The organism is Paenibacillus sp. SEL1, assembly GCF_054602535.1.
The window spans coordinates 2,001,931-2,020,000 of the sequence record NZ_CM137723.1 but is presented as its reverse complement, the minus strand read 5'-3'; the positions used below and the strand labels follow the sequence as shown (position 1 = coordinate 2,020,000).

Below are 18,070 nucleotides of genomic sequence, written 5' to 3'. Positions count from 1 at the left end.
CGGTTTTTACAACCTTGAGACCGACAACCGGACCATTTTTATCCGTAACATTAATCGTCTTGATCCCCTTACCTCCACGGCTTTGGATACGATAATCCACAACAGGGGTACGCTTGCCATAACCTTTGGCCGTTACAATCAGGATATCCAGGCTGGTGTCTACGATATCCATACCTATTACAGCATCACTCTCATCAAGGTTGATCCCTTTAACCCCTGTAGCACTACGGCCCATAGACCGTACATCACTTTCAGGGAAACGGATAGACATGCCTTGTGCTGTACCAATAATCATTTCCTGCTGTCCGTCCGTCAGCTTCACTTCGATCAGGGCGTCATCTTCACGCAAGTTAATGGCAATCAAGCCACCTTTGCGGATATTTGCATAGTCGTCAAGCGGTGTCTTCTTAATGATTCCATGCTGGGTCGCAAAGAATAGATAGCTATCCTCCACAAATTCCTCGATTGGAATTACCGCATTGATCGACTCACCCTGTTCAATCTGAATCAGGTTAATAATCGGTGTCCCCCGGGCTGTCCGGCTAAGGTCAGGAATCTCATAGGCCTTAATCCGATACACCTTGCCCTTGTCGGTAAAGAATAACAAATGATGATGTGAATTCGTAATGAACAGATGCTCTACGAAATCCTCATCTTTGGTATCCATACCTACTACACCACGACCACCGCGTTTTTGACTGCGATAGGTAGTAACAGGAAGGCGTTTGATATATCCCGTATGGGTTACAGTAATAATAACATCTTCACGCGGAATGAGATCCTCATCCAGAATACTCTCTTCACCCACTGTAATTTCAGTGCGACGGTCATCAGCGAAACGTTCCTTAAGTTCATTCAGCTCTTCACTAATGATGTTGAGTACCAGATGCTCATTCGCCAAAATCTCACGGTATTCCGCAATCTTTTGTATTAGCTCGTTATATTCGTTCTCGATCTTCTCACGTTCCAAACCGGTTAAGCGTTGCAGACGCATATCCAGAATAGCCTGAGACTGCTCAAGAGTGAGCGAGAACCGCTCAATCAGTCCTTCACGAGCTGCTTCTGCAGTTTGGGAAGAACGAATCAAGGCAATAACTTCGTCCAGATGGTCAAGGGCAATGCGCAAACCTTCCAGAATGTGTGCTCTAGCTTCGGCTTTTTTCAGATCAAATTCTGTCCGGCGACGAATAACCTCGACCTGATGTTTGAGATAATGATACAAGACATCCTTCAGGTTCAAAATCTTCGGTTCGTTGTTTACAATGGCAAGCATATTAATACCGAAATTCGACTGCATGGCCGTATGTTTAAACAAATTGTTCAGAACGACATTCGGGTTCACGTCTCTACGCAACTCAATAACGACACGCATACCCGTACGGTCCGATTCATCCCGAAGATCCGTAATGCCTTCAATACGTTTGTCACGTACTAATTCGGCAATTTTCTCGACCAGACGAGCCTTATTCACTTGGTAAGGCAGCTCATGCACGATAATCCGTGCTTTATTGCCAATCTCTTCTATGGTGGTCTTCGCACGCATGGTCACAGATCCGCGGCCAGTCTGGTACGCCTGACGAATACCAGAGCGTCCTAAAATATACCCTGCTGTCGGGAAATCCGGCCCTTGAATATAATCCATAAGTTCCATCGGCGTAATGTCAGGATTTTCGATTAGTGCTTGTACACCATCGATAACCTCTCCCAAGTTATGCGGAGGAATATTGGTAGCCATCCCGACTGCAATTCCGCCGACGCCATTCACCAGCAAGTTAGGATAACGTGCAGGTAATACAACGGGCTCGCTCTCTTCACCATCGTAGTTCGGCATAAAATCAACGGTCTCTTTGTTCAAATCACGTAGCATTTCCATGGCAATCTTGGACAACCGTGCTTCGGTGTAACGCATCGCAGCCGCCATATCTCCATCCACGGAGCCAAAGTTACCGTGTCCATCCACCAACATATAACGCAAGGAAAAATCCTGCGCCATCCGCACCATCGTATCATATACAGCCGTATCACCATGAGGGTGATATTTACCGATAACTTCGCCGACAATTCTTGCCGATTTTTTGTAAGGCTTATCTGGCGACATGCCTAGCTCGGACATCGCATACAAAATACGACGGTGTACCGGCTTCAGTCCGTCCCGCACATCAGGCAAGGCACGGCTAACAATAATACTCATGGCATAATCCATAAAGGATTCGCGCATTTCCACTCCGATATCCCTATTGATGATTTGCGAGTTATTTTGATCCGCCATGCTGGTCCTCCTTCTTATCCTTCAATACAATGCTCTCTATGTGAAAAGCCTAACAAGATACTGCCTATACACTCCGCTCTCTGCGCAGGATTTTGGCTGAAATCCTCATCTGTGTAATTATATTACTTTCACAAAAAGAGCACAATTAAACGCATCTGTCCTCTTTACAGCGTAAATCCCTCGTCATTCTCTTTCTGCGAGTAGCAGATTGCTATCTCTTGTACAACTCACAAGCCCTGATTATAACAAATTCCCCAGAGCTGGGGATTAGCCCCCACCCTAAGGGCCTTTTCCACATACAATACGTATACGGTCAGGGTTCACTTAGCAAAATTCCGAAAAACGCCGTATTTCTCTATTATATCATTGTTTTACGCGCTTGTCCTTTAGTTTCCCTTGTTTTGTCAAAGTGTTGCGGATTCCAAGTACATGACTCATATTTCGAAAAGAAAGGGATGAGATTACTTGTCTATTCAGCGAGTATCCAGTAAGTGGACCAAAACAAATGCCATTCTCCCCAATCCGACATTGGCCGCTTATGTACCGGAAACACGGTTGTACACATTTGATCACTTGAACGAAATGTTGGCTGTGTATGGTACTGTCTATATTAAGCCGGATAACGGTACTTATGGAAAAGGGGTTATGCGGGCAGAGAGGCTGACAGAGCCGCTTCCACCGACAGAAGAAGGAATTATCGAAGAGAGAACTTGGTATGTGCTTCGCTATGAAGTAGATACCTTCACCTTCGAAAGTCTAGAAGATCTGCATAAAGTGGTTTCTTCCCGCATACGAAAACGTCCATATCTGATCCAGCGTGGAATTCCACTTCTTCAGCATGAAGCACGCCCTTTCGATCTGAGGGTATTAACCCAGATGAATTTGAGACACCAATGGGAAACAACGCTTATTGTAGGACGCGTAGCTGCTCCTGACAAAGTCGTCACCAATCATCACAGCGGTGGGACAACGCGCTTTTTCAATGAGCTAGTCGCTCCATACATGGATGTAAAGGAAGCTGTACGACTGGAGCAAAAATTATCAAAAATGGGCGAACGGGTAGCCTGGCAGTTGCAAAAAAAATACCCACGTTTAAGGGAAATTGGATTAGATGTGGGACTGGATCAACAAAATTATCCGTGGATTCTGGAGGTTAATACGAGACCAGCAATTAAGGTGTTCTCTTCCCTTCCCAACAAAAGCCTCTATCATAAAATATTCAGATATGCAGTAGGCTACGGCCGGTACTCTTCATCCACGGGTAAAACCATACGCTCTAAGAAAAAAGCCTAAAACAATGAGTTCAAATATTCAAATACACCCGGGCTGGTTAATGAGAAGAAAAGGGACGCCCATTTGGGCGCCCCTTGGAACTCCTACAAAATACTACCTAATGAGCACGTAAAACAGCCACTAGGAAGGAACATCACACATTAAAAATCAAGATTTTTCACGTACTTCGCATGTTCTTGGATAAAGTCACGACGGGGTTCTACATTATCACCCATCAAGGTATTGAACAGTGTATCAGCCAGCATCGCGTCACTGACAGTTACCTGAAGCATAGTACGACTCTCAGGGTCCATTGTAGTTTCCCAAAGTTGGGTCGCATTCATCTCACCCAAACCTTTATAGCGCTGTACATTGTATTTCGCGTTTTCTCCAAATTCCCTGATGATCTCATCACGTTCCGCCTCGGAGTTCGCATAACGTACAACTTTGTTACGCTCCACTTTGAATAGTGGTGGCTGAGCTATATAAATATAGCCTGCATCAATGATTTTACGCATGTACCGATAGAAGAACGTCAGCAACAACGTACGAATATGGGCACCATCGACATCCGCATCAGTCATGATAATGACCTTGTGATAACGGGCTTTGGCGATGTCAAAGTCGTCTCCGATCCCTGTACCCATTGCTGTTACCATAGACCGAATTTCATCACTGGACAAAATACGGTCCAAGCGTGCCTTTTCAACATTCAGGATTTTACCGCGAATCGGCAAAATAGCTTGAAAGTGACGATCACGACCCTGCTTGGCCGATCCTCCTGCTGAGTCACCTTCGACGATGTACAGTTCACTAATCGAAGCATCCTTAGAGGAGCAATCCGCCAGTTTGCCTGGGAGCGAACTGATTTCCAGCGCACTTTTACGACGTGTAAGCTCACGCGCTTTACGCGCTGCTTCCCGGGCACGTGCTGCTTGTAAGGATTTATCAACCACCCGGCGGGAAACAGACGGATTTTCCTCTAGGAATTCCTGGAGTTTCTCTGCGAATAGGGATTCGACAATCCCTCGCACCTCACTGTTACCCAGCTTTGTCTTGGTCTGACCCTCAAACTGTGGTTCTGGAATTTTGACGGAGATAATCGCCGTCAATCCTTCACGCACATCGTCACCGGTCAAGTTGGCATTGTTGTCCTTAATCAAGCCATTTTTACGTGCATAATCGTTAATAATCCGGGTTAATGCACTCTTGAAACCTGACTCGTGAGTTCCGCCCTCATGGGTGTTGATGTTGTTGGCAAAAGAATAAATATTCTCGGTATAGCTGTCGTTATATTGCAATGCCACTTCGACTTGAATCATATCACGCGAGCCTTCGACATAAATCGGCTGTTCATGCAGCGCTTCTCTTTTTTGATTCAAAAATTGCACATATTCACTGATTCCGCCCTCGTAGTGAAATGTATCGCTGGCGCCCGTCCGTTCATCAGTCAAGCTGATTGCAATACCTTTGTTCAGGAAAGCCAACTCACGAATCCGCGTCTGGAGCGTATCATAGTCATATACGGTCGTTTCTGTAAAGATTTGATCGTCAGGATAAAAAGTCGTTTGGGTACCCGTCTCGTCTGTGTCACCGATGACTCTGACATCATACTGCGGAGCACCACGATGATATTCCTGCTCATACAGATGTCCGTCCCGTTTAACATGCACGATCATTTTACTGGAGAGGGCATTTACTACGGATACACCAACCCCGTGCAGACCACCGGATACCTTGTACCCTCCGCCTCCAAATTTACCACCTGCGTGAAGCACGGTCATAACGACTTCCAGCGCAGATTTTTTCATTTTGGCGTGTTCACTTACTGGAATACCGCGACCGTTATCTGTAACGGTAATGCTATTGTCTTCGTGAACGACAACTTGAATGCTGTCACAGTAACCCGCCAGCGCTTCGTCAATGCTGTTGTCCACAACTTCCCAGACCAAATGATGGAGACCTTTGGCGCTCGTGGAGCCAATATACATCCCGGGACGTTTCCGAACCGCTTCCAGGCCCTCAAGGACCTGAATCTCGCCCGCATCATAAGACGGTTGATTCATAGACATGCCTTTCACCTACTTCTATAGATTCTATGGTTAAGCATTGGCAACAAACTGGTTTGCCCGCTTTTTGAGTGTTGTTGAGGAGATGGGGGAATAATACACCGTATTCTGAGTCACTACGATGGACTTGGCTTCCTCTTCGCCAATCATCTCGACATGCTTCTGCTGTTGGGCGTGGTTCACGTATTGCTTGGAGATTTTAGAGGATTTTTCAATCGAGATATCGAAAATAGCCACAAGCTCTGAAGAGCGGATGATTTTTTCTCCACCCAGATGAATATACATAGCGGTCACTCACTCCTTAGTGTTCCACATGCCCGTCGTGGACGTGATAAATATTGGCATCCTTGAGTCGTTCTGCGTTCAAAGTCTCAACCCCGGTTGCCGTGATAAAGGTCTGTACCTTGCTTTGGAAAGTCTCGATCAGCTGAGTCTGACGATAGGGGTCCAGCTCGGACAAAACATCATCCAGCAGCAGGACAGGATATTCACCAATTTCTTCATGAATTAACTCTATTTCGGCCAGCTTCAAGGACAGGGCCGTCGTCCGCTGCTGCCCCTGCGAGCCATACGTATGCACTTCTCTGCCGTTAATGGCAAAGGCCAAATCATCACGATGGGGTCCCGCCAAAGTCATGCCACGGCGGATTTCCTGTTCCCTCATTTGGGATAACTTTATCATAAATCGCTCCAATAAGACAGCTTCATCTTCTTCCTCTGGCTCACTGAAGGAGGGAACATAGGTTAATTTTAACTCTTCTGTCCCACCTGCAATCCCTTCATGAATGGCCTGAGCCCACTTTTGTAGCTTTGTTATAAATTGTTTCCGCTTTTTAACAATTTTAACACCATGCTCAACAAGTTGCTCATTCCATACCTCCAGCATCAGCTGCACTGAAGCCATATCCTTACCCCAAGCTTGCTTGAGCAGGTTATTTCGCTGCACCAATACTTTCTGGTATTGCTGCAAATGATACAGATATCCTGGCGCAACCTGTCCAATTTCCATGTCAAGAAACCGGCGGCGAACCCCCGGTGTTCCTTTGACGATTTCGAGATCCTCAGGTGCAAACATGACCACATTTAACGAACCAATAAAATCGCTCAGTTTTCGCTGCTCCAGTCCGTTGATCTTTGCTTTTTTGCCTTGTGTGGATAACGCGAGATCCAGTCTGATTTTCCCGTATTTTTTATCCACATCCGCAGCTAGGTGAGTGGAAGTAGCCCCGAAGGAGATTAACTCTTTGTCGCGGGACGTTCGATGACTTTTGGTTAAAGCCAGTACAAAAATCGCCTCTACCAGATTCGTTTTGCCCTGCGCATTTTGTCCGATCAGCAAATTAACGGGCCCAAATTCATTCAGCTCCAGCTGTTCATAGTTCCGGTACTGCTGCAAAACAATGTTGTTCACAAACACATAGGGTCCCCCTTGTTACTCCGTACCTAAAAGGAGTCCTTGCCACCCAGGCGATCATGCTCCTGCTGTAACTTCGAAACTTCCGTTGTCCTCTACTTCTACGGTATCACCCGGGTACAGTTTTCTTCCACGACGTTCTTCCGGTTCACCATTCACACGGACTTGTCCCTCTTGCAGCAGGGCTTTAGCCATGCCTCCTGTGGATACACAATCGGCTAATTTTAAAAATTGATCGAGCTTGATGTATTCGGTCTGTATAGATATCTGTTTCAAGGCTTGTTCATCCTTTCGCTTGTCCTCGGGTGGGTTAAAGCTAAACGTCAGTTGGTTGTGCGATATGGCAGGATGATATACAGCGCATTGCTGGAATCTGCCGGTTTTAAAATAATGGGACTCATAATGCCGGTAAAAGCAATCGTCAGCTGCTCGCTATCAATCACCTTGAGCACGTCGAGCATGTATTTGGAGTTGAACGAAATTTTGAGCGGCTCTCCCTCAAATTTGGACACAGTTACTTCCTCACGCACTTTGCCAAGCTCAGAGGAACTAGAGGAAATTTCCAAGCCGCCATTTTCCAGCGACTGCATTTTTACAATATTCGTTTTTTCCTCACGGGACAGCAAATAAGCACGGTCAATTGACTCACTTAAACTTTTTGTATCCACAATCAGTTCTGTTTTGTAGGAGGTCGGAATAATTCTAGAAGTATCAGGATAGGTGCCGTCCAAGATGCGGGAATAAAATAGCACCCGATCTACTTTGAATAATACCTGATTGTCCGCTACTACGATATCCACAAGCATATTTTGGTCTGGAATAATTCTGCTCAGCTCATTCAGCGTTTTGCCCGCAATGACAACATTGCTAAAGCGCAAGCCTTCAGACGTCTCCAAATGAGCGCTGCGGGTGGCAAGGCGGTGGCGGTCCGTTGCCACAAACTTCAGTTCCCCCTCAGCCAGATTCCACAACACGCCGGTTAAAATCGGTGTCGTTTCGTGGGTGGAAATGGAGAACACCGTCTGTTTAATCATATTTTTAAGTAAATCTCCTGGCACAGAGATGACTTGATTTTCTTCAATGTTGGGAAGCACCGGGAATTCTTCAGGGTCCAAGCCAACAATCTGAATTTCAGTTGCACCGGACGAGATAAAGGTTTGGAATTGGTCTTTTACCTCCATACGGATCTCCTGAGACGGCAACTTTTTGATAATTTCGACAAAGAATTTGGCTGGCAGTACAACACTACCGGGTTGTTCGACCTGAACGACAGTTTGGTCACCATCCTCCATCGGAATAAAGGATTGAATGGAGATGTCTGTATCGCTGGCGGTCAGCGTTACTCCCTGGTGATTCACATCCAGCTTAATACCGCTCAGAATTGGAATCGTAGTCCGACTTGATATCGCTTTGGATACATGTTGTATAGCCTCGTTCAAAACGTTTTTCAGAATGCTGATCTTCATAAGTTCCTCCTACGGGTTTTAATCCTTCAAGCACGCGTTGACGCGGGCCTTATTTAGGTGATGTATATCTTTAAAATATATTAGTAATAGTAATAGGCGCACTGAATATGTGGATAAGTCACTGTAACCCTAATAAAATCAAGCCTATCCACATGTGTATAAATTGTGTATAGGCTCTGAACTTGTTCAGGTTGGATTTTTGATTTTTTCTATTAGGTTGTTGATAACTTTAAACAAATCCTGATCCACTTGAATGGATTTGGAGATTTTTTCGTGCGCATGAATGACAGTCGTATGATCACGCCCACCGAAAGCTTCGCCGATTTTCGGCAAAGAATAGTCGGTTAGCTCACGAGACAGGTACATGGCAATTTGTCGTGGAAAAGCTACAGCCTTCGTCCGCTTACGCGCTTTAAAATCCTCCAGCCGTAGATTGTAAAATTCCCCGACTTGATGCTGTATATCCTGAATCGTGATCATTTTTGGACGGCTGGACGGGATAATGTCCTTCAACGCTTCAGCCGCAAGATGACTTGTTACATCCTGATTTGTTAAGGAAGAATAGGCGACAACGCGTATTAGCGCCCCTTCCAGCTCACGGATGTTCGTATCAATTTGATTAGCGATATACATCATGGCCTCATTGGGAATATCCAGGTTTTCCGCCCGCGCCTTTTTCCGAAGAATAGCAATTCTCGTCTCCAGATCCGGCGGCTGAATATCCGTAATAAGTCCCCACTCGAAGCGAGAGCGCAGCCGTTCTTCCAGCGTTGGAATTTCTTTAGGCGGCCGATCGCTTGAGATTATAATCTGCTTGCGTTCCTCATGAAGCGCGTTAAACGTGTGGAAAAATTCCTCCTGCGTCGATTCCTTGCCCGCAATGAATTGAATATCATCAATGAGCAAAATATCAATGTTGCGATATTTATTCCGGAAACTTTCCCCGCGGTTGTCCCGGATGGCATTAATGAATTCATTCGTAAACTTCTCCGACGATAAATAAACGACCTTGCTGGTCGGATTGTGCTCCAAAATATAGTGCCCGATAGCGTGCATCAGATGCGTTTTTCCCAGCCCCACACCACCGTATAAAAACAGCGGATTGTAAGCTTTGGCCGGCGCCTCGGCGACGGCCAGCGATGCCGCATGGGCAAAACGGTTCCCCGATCCGATGACGAATGTATCGAATGTATATTTGGGATTCAGCATATGGGACACAGCTTCTTCATGAACGACCGGCTGCTGCTGAGGTTGTTGCTGAAGGTCGAACTCGGCGGGCTTGTTCTCTTCAATAACGAACTTGACCTCTAGCTGTTTGCCCAAAATTTCATAAACCGTTGCTCCGACTAGCTTGGTATAGCGGCTTTCAAGCCATTCCACGGCAAAAGTTGTCGGTGCAGAAATCACAATGGAGTGGTCATTTAGTTTCGCTGCCTTGGTAGCCTTAAACCAAGTGTCGTAACTCGGCTTACTCAGCTTGGTTTGTATAATGGATAGAATTTGCTGCCATAGTTCAGAGGTATGGCTGTCCACAGACGTCACTCCTTTTAAATCCTGACATTTTACCGAATTAAGCTGCAGAGAGCTGCTCTCGGCGCTTCGGCAAAACGCCTAAAATCCCAAAAATGTTGTTGAAGGCCATAAAAAGACATACCGCCGCCTAAATCATGCGGCAGTGTGGTGAGAGAACGCAGCACAAAATGACCCTGAAAAATAGCTAATGGAAATTCCGCTGCTGATCAGCAGAAGAGAGGCGATATTTCTCAGGAGGGAATGTGCGGCACGATCCGTTCTCTTGATCCCGCAGGCCAAAACGGGACTGCAATATGTCGAAATCAAATGAAAAATGTAGAATATATCCCCAGAATCCCAAATCCGCACAAAAATAAAAAGATGGATAAATTGAACTTGTTCACAACTTTATCCACAGGGTGTTGATAATATGGAGGGTAAAACAACATATTCACATTCAAAAGTAATATCATCATAGCAAAAGAAGCCTTGTATTTCAATGACTGGTGGTTATTTATCCACAAATTCAATCTGTTGTGTACAATTTTTATTCACAACACAAGATATTGTTTATAATTTGTTCAGTTTTCGACAATAACTCTTTTTTACTCTAAAATGTTATGCACAGGTTATGACCATTTAAATCACAATTCAGTTCTTTTTGTGGATCTGTGTATAACAGCTGTTGCCTTTTGGTCACAGAGGCTTATTTTTCTGTTGAAAATTTCCGGTAACGTTTCCGACATTATTTTTGAACGAACCCGATAACGTCGATCTGAAAATAGGATGGATTCAAGTCACAGAATGAAGAAATGTAAAAAAAGCAGTTTTTGGAGGAGTGAAAACTACAAATAGAATGCTGATAACGGAGGAGAGGCGAAAGAAATTTTATGAAATAAGGGAATAAAAGAGTGAGGTGAGTGAGCGGGGGAAGGGGAGGAGGCTTCCTGAATGCGAAAAAGAGGGAGAGGATTCACAAGTACATTGACTTTGGCCGCTATTTGTGGTTAAATGTACAAAGGTGTTTTTTGTGGAGATTGCTACGTTAGGTATATTCCATATAAAACGTATTCCTTGTAAGGAGGTGCAGCACAATGAGACCGACTTTCAGACCGAATGTCAGCAAACGTAAAAAAGTTCACGGCTTCCGTAAAAGAATGAGCACGAAGAATGGCCGTAAAGTTTTGGCAGCTCGTCGCCAAAAAGGTAGAAAAGTATTGAGTGCGTAATGCGTGCATAAAGACCACTACGGTGGTCTTTTTTTTCATAATTGAGGTATTCAGGGATCGGATCCCTTCTTCTATTGTTGTAAAAATGTAGTGAAAGAAGAGGGAGAAGTCCAGCATCCTATCCTATATTAGATGAAGCTTTTGAAAATGGATATAAAATAAGCGAGATTACCATGTTGGAATGTTGTCCATACTTCTTACTATATAAAAGGTAAAGGTAAGCTTACCGACATGTGTAAAAGAGATGAGCAAGGAGAAGCGCCGTGCAAAAAAAATTGCGTCTACGAAACCGGGCGGACTTTGGGCGCGTATACCGCCATGGCAAATCTTTTGCCAACCATCAGTTTGTGGTGTACTGGTTCCGCCGCAGAGAGGTAGAGCAGTTCCGCGTCGGAATTTCGGCCAGCAAGAAGATCGGCAATGCAGTAGTTCGCAACCGGATGCGTAGAATCGTTAAGGAAATTGTGCGCCATCATGAACATGAATTGGTGGAGCAGATTGACCTGATTTTTATCGTTCGTAAAGATGCGGTTACAATGTCGTATCAAGAGCTGGAGAAAAGCGTGCTGCACGTTCTACGCAAAGCCTCGCTGCTCAAGTCTTCACGCCGATAGTCAGTATCTTTGTCCTACAGGATATGGTATGATTTACGTTGGAATGGATTGGTTAAGAAAGGGGTTATGAAGTGTCGCGTTTGAAGACTCAACGGGGAAAATGGTTCCTCCTGATTGCCTTATTGGCACTTGTTGCTGTGCTGTCCGGATGTGCCCAGACGGCCCACAATTCTTACACGACGGCAGACTTGGCCAATGGATCGTTTTGGCAAAGATATGTCGTTTACTGGTTTTCGTATGCGCTAGATACATTTGCCCAATGGTTCTCTGGAGAGTATGGCCTGGCCGTACTGATTCTGGTGATTATCGTGCGAACCATTATTTTGCCGCTTACACTCAAGCAAGTACGTAGTTCCAAAGCTATGCAGGCCATTCAGCCGCAATTAAAAGAAATCCAAGCGAAGTACAAGGATACGCCTGAAAAGGTCCAGCAAGAGACGATGAAGTTGTTCCAGGAAAACAAGGTCAACCCGATGGCGGGCTGTCTTCCTTTGGTAGTACAGATGCCAATTTTCATCGCGCTTTATAATGCCATTTATTATAACTCAGCATTGCGGGATCATGACTTCTTGTGGCTCCAGTTAGGTAAACCGGATCACTTGTTTATCCTGCCGATTTTGGCAGCGATTACGACATTTGTCCAAACTTGGATGATGATGAAAATGAATCCGACGCCGCAGCAGGGACCGATGCAATTTTTACTGTACGTCTATCCGGTGCTGATTCTGTTCATGTCGTACAACTTCCCATCCGCTTTGCCGTTGTACTGGTTCTACAGTAATATTTACACGATCATTCAAAACTATTTCCTTTATCGGAATAAGGATAAAGAAGCAGCACTGGCGAATGTGAAAACAGCCAGTCTCGCGAAAACAGGTTCCTCCAATAGTAAGAAAAAAGGTGGTAAAAACACGAAGGGGGCTAAAAAGTCGAGATGACCAAAGTCGTGACATCAGGAAAAACCGTTGAAGATGCTGTAAGACAAGGACTCTCCCAGCTGGGAGTAAGCCGTGAACGGGTAACCGTAAGCGTGTTGGAACAGCCGTCAAAAGGATTCCTGGGGTGGCTCGGGGTCAAGAAGGCGAAGGTGGAGCTTACGCTGCTCTCTGAGCCGTCTCCTGAAACCACACACGCGGCTGAACTTCATGTATCGGCTCAAGCACCTTCTAGCGTGGGACAGGCTTTATCAAAAGAAACTAGGCCTGTTGTACAGGAAGCACAGATGAACACGGAAGCACCCTCGGGACATATAGATCCTTATGAAGAGGCGCTGCGTTTCATCCGTGAAACAGCAGCAGGAATGGGACTGGACGTTAAAGTCGATGTCCGCCACCGCAAGGATGAAAGTACACTGGATATCTCCGGTCCGTCGCTCGGTATGTTGATCGGCCGCAGAGGACAGACGTTGGATGCATTGCAGTACCTGACGAATATCGTTGCCAACCGTCATTCTGACAAGTTCATCCGAATTGTGCTGGATGCCGAGCAATTTCGTGCACGTCGGCAAAAAACGCTGGAGGATTTGGCAGATCGGTTGGCGAACCAGGCTATTCGTTATGGCAAGGAAGTGGTACTGGAGCCAATGCCGTCACAGGAGCGGAAGCTGATTCATGCCAAGCTCCAACAGCATGCGCTGGTTAGAACATACAGCAAGGGGGACGAGCCCAATCGGCGCGTCATCATTGCTAAAAAATAATCCGACGCAATGGCTCTCTGCAAGATGCAGAAGCCATTGCTTTTTTTCTTATATTTCTCGCTGAAACGGCTGCCGTCCTTGATGAAGGACGGCAATGTCGTTTCTACTTGATAGGAGGTAGAAACTTTATGCTGAGTGATACTATAGCTGCCATTGCAACGGCTGTCGGCGAGGGCGGCATTGCGGTTGTACGAGTCAGCGGTCCAGAAGCGGTCACAGAAGTGGAGGCTTTGTTCCGTAGTAAAACACCTCTAAGCAAGGCTCCAACTCACACAGTACATTATGGACATATTATAGATCCTCAAAGCCAGGAAAAGGTGGAGGAAGTTTTAGTTACAGTGATGCGGGCGCCACGCTCTTTTACGACAGAAGATGTCGTAGAAATCAGCACTCATGGCGGGGTCGTAGCCGTCAAACGGGTGATGGATTTACTATTGCTGCAAAATATACGTCTGGCTGAGCCAGGTGAATTTACGAAACGTGCTTTTCTGAATGGTCGTATTGATCTGAGTCAGGCAGAGGGCGTCATTGACTTAATCCGCTCCAAATCAGATAAAGCTTTTTCGGTGGCTTTGAAGCAGGTAGATGGACAACTGTCCCAGAATATTCGTCGTCTGCGTCATGTCTTGGTGGAGACACTTGCTCATATTGAAGTGAACATTGATTATCCTGAGCATGATGTTGAATCTTTTACATCTGACTTAATCAAGGATAAAAGCAGTCAGGTCATGACGGAAATTGATCGGCTGCTGCATACGGCGGAGCAGGGAAAGATTTTGCGCGAAGGGCTGACTACAGCGATTGTTGGAAGGCCAAATGTGGGCAAATCGTCACTGCTGAACACATTGGCTCAGGGCGAGCGGGCCATTGTGACCGATATTCCGGGCACAACTCGTGACGTTATTGAGGAATATGTGACTATTAATAGTATTCCGCTCAAGTTGCTGGATACAGCAGGGATTCGTGAAACGATGGATGTAGTGGAACGGATCGGAGTAGAACGTTCGAGAACGGCGGTCAGTGAAGCGGATCTGCTGCTCATCGTCATTAACGCCAACGAACCACTGCATGAGGATGAAATGGCATTAATGGAACAAATCCGCGGTAGACAAGCGATCGTCATTATGAATAAAATGGACTTACCGGCCCAAGTAGACCGGGATTTGTTGCTGCGTTATGTTCCCGAAGAGCTTATCGTACCGATGTCTGTGAAGGAAAATGAGGGAGCGGACCGACTGGAGCAGGCGATATCCAAGTTATTCTTTAGTGGCAAGCTGGAATCAGCGGATATGACATATGTCAGCAACGTACGGCATATTGCTTTGTTGAAGAAGGCGCGCCAATCGCTGGTAGATGCCTATGAAGCCGCTGATCAATTTGTTCCGATCGACATGATCCAGATTGATGTAAGACTGGCATGGGAGCATTTGGGTGAGATTGTAGGCGATACTGCGCATGATGCGTTGATAGATCAAATATTTTCACAATTTTGTCTGGGCAAATAGAACATTCAAGTATGGCTGGTATAAGCCTGCTATCGTTATAGATATACAAGAGCATATTCGGCGTGAAGACCGGAATGTATAAGGAGGTAAGAAAGGTATGGGTTACCAAGGAGGCGACTATGACGTAATTGTCGTAGGCGCGGGCCATGCGGGTGTAGAATCAGCCTTGGCAGCAGCACGGATGGGCTGCCGCACGTTGATGATCACAATTAACCTGGATATGGTCGCGTTCATGCCCTGCAACCCGTCTATTGGCGGTCCTGCAAAAGGGCATGTAGTGCGAGAAATTGATGCACTGGGCGGCGAAATGGGTCGGAATATCGATAAGACATTTATCCAAATGAGAATGCTAAATACTGGTAAGGGTCCGGCGGTTCATGCATTGCGTGCACAAGCAGACAAGTTTTCTTATCAGCATGCGATGAAGGAAACAATGGAAAAGGAACCGAATCTAACTTTACGCCAAGGTATGGTGGAAGAGCTGATTATGGAAGACGGCCATTGCGTAGGTGTAATTACGAAGACGGGCACAGAGTATCGAAGTAAAGCAGTTGTCCTAACCACAGGCACTTATCTGCGCGGAAAAATCATTATGGGCGAGCTGATGTATGAGAGTGGTCCGAACAATCAACAGCCTTCGTTGAGATTGTCTGAGCATTTGAGAGAGCTGGGTTTTGATCTGGTTCGATTTAAGACAGGAACGCCACCACGTGTGCACAAGGACACGATTGATTTTAGCAAAACGGAAATACAACCGGGTGATGATCAACCGAAGTTCTTTTCCTATGAAACGAAGTCTTCGGATAATGAACAGCTTCCTTGCTGGCTGACATATACTTCAGTAGAAACACATCAGATTATTAATGATAACTTGCACCGTGCGCCCATGTTCTCTGGTCTGATTGAAGGAACGGGACCACGTTATTGCCCATCTATTGAAGATAAAGTGGTACGTTTCAGCGATAAGCCTAAGCACCAAATCTTTTTGGAGCCTGAAGGTAAAAATACATCTGAATACTATGTTCAAGGCTTGTCGACCAGCTTACCAGAGGATGTGCAATTAGCTGTGCTGCGTTCGATTCCGGGGATGGAAAAGGTAGAGATGATGCGCAATGGCTATGCTATTGAATATGATGCAATGGTACCTACGCAGTTATGGCCTACTTTGGAAACGAAGAAAGTTCCTGGCTTGTTCACAGCAGGTCAGATTAACGGTACCTCTGGTTATGAAGAAGCTGCGGGCCAAGGAATTATGGCAGGGATTAACGCAGCTCGTAAGGTGCAGGGCAAAGAGCCTGTCGTATTGGACCGTTCGCAAGGCTACATTGGGGTTCTGATCGATGATTTGGTGACGAAGGGGACGAATGAGCCTTATCGTCTGCTGACGTCGCGTGCAGAATACCGTCTGTTATTGCGTCATGATAACGCGGACCTGCGATTGACTCCGATCGGGCATGATATTGGCCTAATTACGGATGAACGATACGAGCGCTTTTTGGATAAAAAGCAAAAGGTAGAGCAAGAGATTGAGCGTTTGCGCTTGGCGAAGGTTCGTCCGGTTGATATAAATGAGATGCTGGAGCAAGGCGGATCTGCACCAATACAGGATGGCAGTAATTTGTTAACGGTGCTACGTCGACCAGAGATCAGTTATGCGCAAGTAGCACAAATCTCACCTTCACCTATAGCTCTTACTGAGGAAGAACAGGAGCAGGTGGAAATCCAGATTAAGTATGCGGGCTACATTGAAAAGCAATTGATGCATGTGGAGCGTCTGCAAAAGATGGAGAAGAAGAAGCTCCCAGAGGATATTGTATACAATGAAGTTCAAGGACTGGCCATTGAAGCCAAGCAGAAGCTTGAAAAGATCCGTCCGATGTCGATTGGTCAAGCATCCCGTATTTCGGGTGTAACTCCTGCGGATATTTCCATTTTGCTGGTTTATCTGGAGCATTATAACCGCGTAACGGCAGCAAGGGGATCATAATGGACGCGATACAACAGCAATTTAAGCAGCGGCTGGCAGAGCATAGTATTGTGATTAATGACAGTCAGTTAGATCAGTTTGAAACATATTACCGTGTGCTGGTTGAGTGGAATGAAAAAATGAACCTGACGGGTATTACTGAGCGCGATGCAGTGTACACCAAGCATTTTTATGATTCTCTTTCCCTGGCCTTTTATGTTCCGTTAAATGATGTGGGAAGCTTGGCTGATATTGGATCAGGTGCAGGTTTTCCAGGCATTCCTTTGAAAATATGCTTTCCGCAGATTCAGTTGACTATTGTAGATTCATTGAACAAACGTATACAATTCTTGGCCCATGTAGTAGAGCAGTTGGGTTTGGAAAATGTTGAACTGGTTCACAGCAGGGCAGAGGAATTGGGGCGTAAACCAGGATACCGCGATAGCTATGATCTAGTGACAGCAAGAGCGGTTGCTCGTCTCGCCGTATTGAATGAATTTTGTTTGCCATTTGTCCGTGAAGGGGGACACTTTGCCGCGATGAAGGGTAGTGATCCTACGGAGGAAATCAAGGAAGCCTCCTACAGTTTGAAAGAGCTAAAGGGAAAAATCAAACATGTTCAGGCTTTCCAGCTACCTGTTGAAGATGCAGCCAGACATATGATTATTATTGAAAAAAGAGCGGCGACACCACGGAAATATCCACGTAAGCCGGGTACTCCTTTGAAGACGCCGTTAGTGTAATTGTTTGAAAGAAAGTGAATGTTTCACGTGAAACATTCACTTTTTTTATGGCTGACAGACTCTTTACATAAAAGACACTTTGCTAACATGCGTTCTTGTTTACATGGGGGAAGAAGATGGATAGATAGTTGTCAAAGAAGATGCATAATTTATTATCTGATCCTTCCGAAAAGCTGATAGAGACGATAGGATTATGGCTGGAAAAGTGATAGAATAGAGATAATCGTTTTAATGTAAGTTGACTGCTCCCGTACCCATGAATTCAGATATACATATAGGGCAGTGGGACAACAAATGTCAGGGGTGTACGTGGAG

At 45.7% G+C, this 18,070-nt stretch carries 15 protein-coding genes (1 of these 15 cut by a window edge); 8 read left to right on the top strand and 7 right to left on the bottom strand.

What is annotated here, in order from left to right; all coding sequences use genetic code 11:
• Positions 1 to 2,269 carry the 5' portion of a DNA gyrase subunit A gene (gene gyrA / locus ACYCSE_RS09315; RefSeq protein ID WP_442434480.1) on the bottom strand. Its footprint begins 296 nt before the window's first position, so the window shows 2,269 of its 2,565 coding nt (coding positions 1–2,269); it begins with the start codon at positions 2,267 to 2,269; the stop codon falls past the left edge of the window.
• Positions 2,270 to 2,734: 465 nt separating this feature from the next.
• Here gyrA and ACYCSE_RS09310 point away from each other — a divergent pair, with 465 nt between their 5' ends.
• Positions 2,735 to 3,562: a YheC/YheD family protein gene (locus tag ACYCSE_RS09310; RefSeq protein ID WP_061830446.1), complete on the top strand. Its 828-nt coding sequence runs from the start codon at positions 2,735 to 2,737 to the stop codon at positions 3,560 to 3,562.
• 140 nt (positions 3,563 to 3,702) lie between these two features.
• Here ACYCSE_RS09310 and gyrB read toward each other — a convergent pair whose 3' ends face one another.
• The 6 genes from gyrB to dnaA form a co-directional block, all read right to left on the bottom strand.
• On the bottom strand, positions 3,703 to 5,613 hold the full coding sequence (gene gyrB, locus ACYCSE_RS09305) for a DNA topoisomerase (ATP-hydrolyzing) subunit B (protein WP_061830445.1): 1,911 nt from the start codon (positions 5,611 to 5,613) through the stop codon (positions 3,703 to 3,705).
• Positions 5,614 to 5,643: 30 nt separating this feature from the next.
• A complete protein-coding gene (gene remB, locus ACYCSE_RS09300; protein ID WP_007433255.1) occupies positions 5,644 to 5,895 on the bottom strand; it encodes an extracellular matrix regulator RemB in 252 nt (83 codons plus the stop codon).
• A gap of 16 nt (positions 5,896 to 5,911) precedes the next feature.
• A complete protein-coding gene (gene recF / locus ACYCSE_RS09295; protein WP_013308098.1) occupies positions 5,912 to 7,027 on the bottom strand; it encodes a DNA replication/repair protein RecF in 1,116 nt (371 codons plus the stop codon).
• A gap of 54 nt (positions 7,028 to 7,081) precedes the next feature.
• Entirely contained in the window at positions 7,082 to 7,300 is a 219-nt protein-coding gene (gene yaaA / locus ACYCSE_RS09290) for a S4 domain-containing protein YaaA (protein WP_023986416.1), read from the bottom strand.
• Between the two features lie 47 nt (positions 7,301 to 7,347).
• Positions 7,348 to 8,490: a DNA polymerase III subunit beta gene (gene dnaN, locus ACYCSE_RS09285; RefSeq protein WP_029518977.1), complete on the bottom strand. Its 1,143-nt coding sequence runs from the start codon at positions 8,488 to 8,490 to the stop codon at positions 7,348 to 7,350.
• Positions 8,491 to 8,676: 186 nt separating this feature from the next.
• On the bottom strand, positions 8,677 to 10,023 hold the full coding sequence (dnaA, locus tag ACYCSE_RS09280) for a chromosomal replication initiator protein DnaA (protein WP_039272142.1): 1,347 nt from the start codon (positions 10,021 to 10,023) through the stop codon (positions 8,677 to 8,679).
• A gap of 1,073 nt (positions 10,024 to 11,096) precedes the next feature.
• Between dnaA and rpmH the strand changes: the two genes are divergently transcribed.
• The 7 genes from rpmH to rsmG all read left to right on the top strand — a co-directional run bounded on the left by rpmH (position 11,097) and on the right by rsmG (position 17,755).
• Positions 11,097 to 11,231 carry a 50S ribosomal protein L34 gene (rpmH, locus tag ACYCSE_RS09275; RefSeq protein ID WP_007433250.1) on the top strand — a complete coding sequence of 45 codons (135 nt, stop codon included), beginning with the start codon at positions 11,097 to 11,099 and terminating at the stop codon, positions 11,229 to 11,231.
• 263 nt (positions 11,232 to 11,494) lie between these two features.
• Positions 11,495 to 11,845, top strand: a complete 351-nt coding sequence (gene rnpA, locus ACYCSE_RS09270) for a ribonuclease P protein component (protein WP_459702102.1) — start codon at positions 11,495 to 11,497, stop codon at positions 11,843 to 11,845.
• Positions 11,846 to 11,916: 71 nt separating this feature from the next.
• Positions 11,917 to 12,783 carry a YidC/Oxa1 family membrane protein insertase gene (locus ACYCSE_RS09265; RefSeq protein WP_013312816.1) on the top strand — a complete coding sequence of 289 codons (867 nt, stop codon included), beginning with the start codon at positions 11,917 to 11,919 and terminating at the stop codon, positions 12,781 to 12,783.
• A complete protein-coding gene (gene jag, locus ACYCSE_RS09260) occupies positions 12,780 to 13,541 on the top strand; it encodes an RNA-binding cell elongation regulator Jag/EloR (protein WP_459702101.1) in 762 nt (253 codons plus the stop codon). Before ACYCSE_RS09265 ends, jag begins: the two co-directional genes overlap by 4 nt.
• Before the next feature lie 128 nt (positions 13,542 to 13,669).
• Entirely contained in the window at positions 13,670 to 15,046 is a 1,377-nt protein-coding gene (gene mnmE / locus ACYCSE_RS09255; RefSeq protein WP_039272137.1) for a tRNA uridine-5-carboxymethylaminomethyl(34) synthesis GTPase MnmE, read from the top strand.
• Positions 15,047 to 15,143: 97 nt separating this feature from the next.
• Complete coding sequence (gene mnmG / locus ACYCSE_RS09250) at positions 15,144 to 17,033, top strand: tRNA uridine-5-carboxymethylaminomethyl(34) synthesis enzyme MnmG (RefSeq protein ID WP_103049706.1); 1,890 nt, start codon at positions 15,144 to 15,146, stop codon at positions 17,031 to 17,033.
• Complete coding sequence (rsmG, locus tag ACYCSE_RS09245) at positions 17,033 to 17,755, top strand: 16S rRNA (guanine(527)-N(7))-methyltransferase RsmG (protein ID WP_165178323.1); 723 nt, start codon at positions 17,033 to 17,035, stop codon at positions 17,753 to 17,755. The genes mnmG and rsmG overlap by 1 nt, the downstream gene beginning before the upstream one ends.
• Positions 17,756 to 18,070 lie beyond the last annotated feature (315 nt).

Excerpts from the sequence above, each read along its gene's own strand:
- gyrB (WP_061830445.1), bottom strand. The coding sequence starts at position 5,613 with ATGTCTATGAATCAACCGTCTTATGATGCGGGCGAGATTCAGGTCCTT.
- mnmG (WP_103049706.1), top strand. The coding sequence starts at position 15,144 with ATGGGTTACCAAGGAGGCGACTATGACGTAATTGTCGTAGGCGCGGGC.
- mnmE (WP_039272137.1), top strand. The coding sequence starts at position 13,670 with ATGCTGAGTGATACTATAGCTGCCATTGCAACGGCTGTCGGCGAGGGC.
- rpmH (WP_007433250.1), top strand. The coding sequence starts at position 11,097 with ATGAGACCGACTTTCAGACCGAATGTCAGCAAACGTAAAAAAGTTCAC.
- rsmG (WP_165178323.1), top strand. The coding sequence starts at position 17,033 with ATGGACGCGATACAACAGCAATTTAAGCAGCGGCTGGCAGAGCATAGT.
- jag (WP_459702101.1), top strand. The coding sequence starts at position 12,780 with ATGACCAAAGTCGTGACATCAGGAAAAACCGTTGAAGATGCTGTAAGA.
- remB (WP_007433255.1), bottom strand. The coding sequence starts at position 5,895 with ATGTATATTCATCTGGGTGGAGAAAAAATCATCCGCTCTTCAGAGCTT.
- dnaN (WP_029518977.1), bottom strand. The coding sequence starts at position 8,490 with ATGAAGATCAGCATTCTGAAAAACGTTTTGAACGAGGCTATACAACAT.